2 protein-coding genes are annotated in these 2,788 nt (G+C 43.7%); both read right to left on the bottom strand.

Going from position 1 to position 2,788, the window contains the following annotated elements:
• Positions 1-2,202 (bottom strand): Lon protease family protein (locus tag Q7P41_RS05370; protein ID WP_303882753.1); only part of this gene is annotated, 2,202 nt, incomplete at its 3' end.
• 51 nt (positions 2,203-2,253) lie between these two features.
• Positions 2,254-2,788 (bottom strand): tRNA methyl transferase PRC-barrel domain-containing protein (locus tag Q7P41_RS05365; RefSeq protein ID WP_369693139.1); only part of this gene is annotated, 535 nt, incomplete at its 5' end.

The following is a 2,788-nucleotide window of genomic DNA, read 5'->3' as shown; positions in this document are numbered from 1 at the left end:
CTCATGATCTAGCATCAAGTGAATTAAATTCTGTTTAGGGATCACAACACCCTGTTTACCAGTCAAGCCGCGTAGTTTGCAGTACCTGAAAAATCCCTCGATCTTTTCGTTTACCCCTCCAATGGGTTGGATGTTTCCAAATTGATCTACCGAACCGGTGACCGCGATGCCCTGTTTGAGCGGGTAACCAGAAAGAGACGATAGCAAACAATACAACTCAGTCGACGAAGCACTATCGCCTTCTATTTCCTCATAAGTTTGTTCGAAGGCAATCCTTGCTGATAAGGTTAAAGGCATGTCCTGGGCGTATTTTTTGCCTAGGTAGCTTGAAAGTATCAGTAAACCTTTGTTATGAATGGGCCCTGTAAGTTTGACCTCTCTTTCAATGTTAACGACCCCTTCTTGTCCCATATAGACGTTGGATGTAATTCTTACAGGATGACCAAAAGTATGATCCCTCATGCCTATAACGGTAAGCCCATTTATCTGTCCAACCTTTTCGCCATCGGCTTCAATGCGAAGGATCCCATCCTCAAAGGCCTTGAACATACGATCTTCGATTAGACTAACTCGATAGCGCATCTCGCTAACTGCCTTTCGAACGTGTGCGGCTTCTACTATATCTTTGTCCTCCTCTTTGGCCCAAGCCGTTGCCTCAACCAATACCTCCGTTATTTTATTCATTTGCGTTGTCATTCGGTGTTGGTGATCTGCCAATCGAGAGGCGAATTCTATTACTTCACCCACCGCCTCCCTGTCAAAGGGAAGCAAATTTTCCTGTTGCGTGTATTCTGCTACAAAGGTAGCCATATCATATTCAGTGGCTTCGTTTCGTGGCATATCGACGTCAAAGTCCGCCTTTATTTTAAAAAGTTCGGAAAATTCCTTATCATACAAGCTCAGTAAGTAATAAATTAACCGAGTACCCACGATCACAACTTTGATGTTTAACGGAATTGGCTCGGGTCTCAAGGAGGAAACGGGTATAAATCCGAGTTGTTCTCCCAAATTTTCTATGGTCAACTGGTCATCCTTAAGGGTGCGCTTTAGTGCATCGTAAGAGAGGTACTGCCTTAGTAATTCCTCTGCTTCAAGGATTAAGTATCCGCCATTTGCTCTGTGAATCGCACCAGCAACTATTTTTCTGAAGTCTGTATAAAGATGGCCTTGTCTGCTTTCATATTCCACCTTGCCCATTAGATTGTAATAAGTGGGGTTAGATTCCCTAACCACCGGCGCGCCTTCGTCGGGGTCGTTACTGACAAAGACATTTACCATATATTTTCCAAAATCCACTTCTATGCTTTCATCCCTCGCGGCAGCAACGAATATGTTGAAGTTTTTGATCACGTCTTCCTCCATGGAATCGAGCCATTTCGACAGCTTTTCCGACTTTGTGTACTTTTCCTTGACCTCATATAAAAGGGGACTTATGGCGTTACGGGAGATGTTTCTTTCTAGCTCTCTAATCCTATCCTTTAGTCCCTTCTCGAGATCTCTTATCCTTCTTAAGGTATCCAAGGTGTATTGGGATATCTTTTCTGATATCTCTTGTAACCTTTTTTGTTCTTCATCTGAAAGGGCCTCAAACTCTTCTTGCTGCATTTCTCTGTGCACTACCTTGCCTTCTTGCTCAATCTTGACTAGCGGTATGTTTACGAAGCCTTGTGGGGTGCGCTTTATGATGAACCCGTTCTGTTGAGCTATATTTCTTAAACGTTCCATTAATTCGTTAACTTGCTCTTGAAATTCCTTGACAAGTTGAGCCTTTGCATCCTCGTACTGACTATCCTCAAAAGCCTTACTTAAGGTCGATTTAAGCTCCTCGATAACTTCCGTTATCGATTGGGCAAACCTTTTGCCTTCTCCCGCGGGCATGTTTACTGCCATTGGCGAGCTGGGATTATCGAAATTGTGCATATAAAGCCAATCATCTGGAGCAGGCAGTTTTTTTGCCCTCGCTCCAATTTGCCTCATGGCATAGGTCATGCGGCCGCTTCCGGGATTGCCCACCACAAATATGTTATACCCTTTCTTGTTGAGCGACAATCCAAAGGAAACCGCCTTTGCCGCCCTTTCTTGACCTATTAGTCTATTATCGCTAACGAGATCTGCTGTGGTGGTAAAGTCAAACTTTTCAATAGATGATTTAAAGCGGAGCAACTCCTTAGGCACTCTTTTTTCCTCTATCAATGATGACATGTATTTTAACCTCCTTTAAGCTTCAAGTTTCTTCAACTGCTGGAAGTTTCTTCAACTGCTGGAATTGGTGGAATCAGCTATAATGCCCCCGCCCATGACGACTTCTCTATCGTAGATTACCAGCGATTGACCGGGTGCGACGCCCCAAAGGGGGGATTCAAGTGCTTCCACTGTAAATTCGTGCTTGTCAAGGTGGGACAATACAACAGGTTTGGGTGTCGTTTTATACCTGTGTTGTGCTGTATATGCTTCCCCGATTTTGGGTCTTTCAAGCCAGTGAGGGCAAAGGCATTTTATAGTTCGCCTGTATAGATCTGTTTTCCTACCAACTATTAAAGTGTTATCATGCTCTTTAACGCTTAATACATACCACGGCCCGTTAGATAATCCCAATCCTTCCCTTTGTCCAACTGTATAAAAGACTGCTCCTTCATGGTATCCGAGCAAATCGCCTTGCGAGGATATTATGGGACCTTTTTTTGCCTTTATCTTGGCAGAGATGAAATTCCTTAAAGTTTTTCGCTCGCTTAAGAAACATAGGTCTACACTTTCTCGGACATCGCTGAACATGTCTCCAAAGATCCCT

This window comes from Acetomicrobium mobile (assembly GCF_937920065.1).
This window is presented reverse-complemented; position numbering and strand designations above follow the sequence as displayed.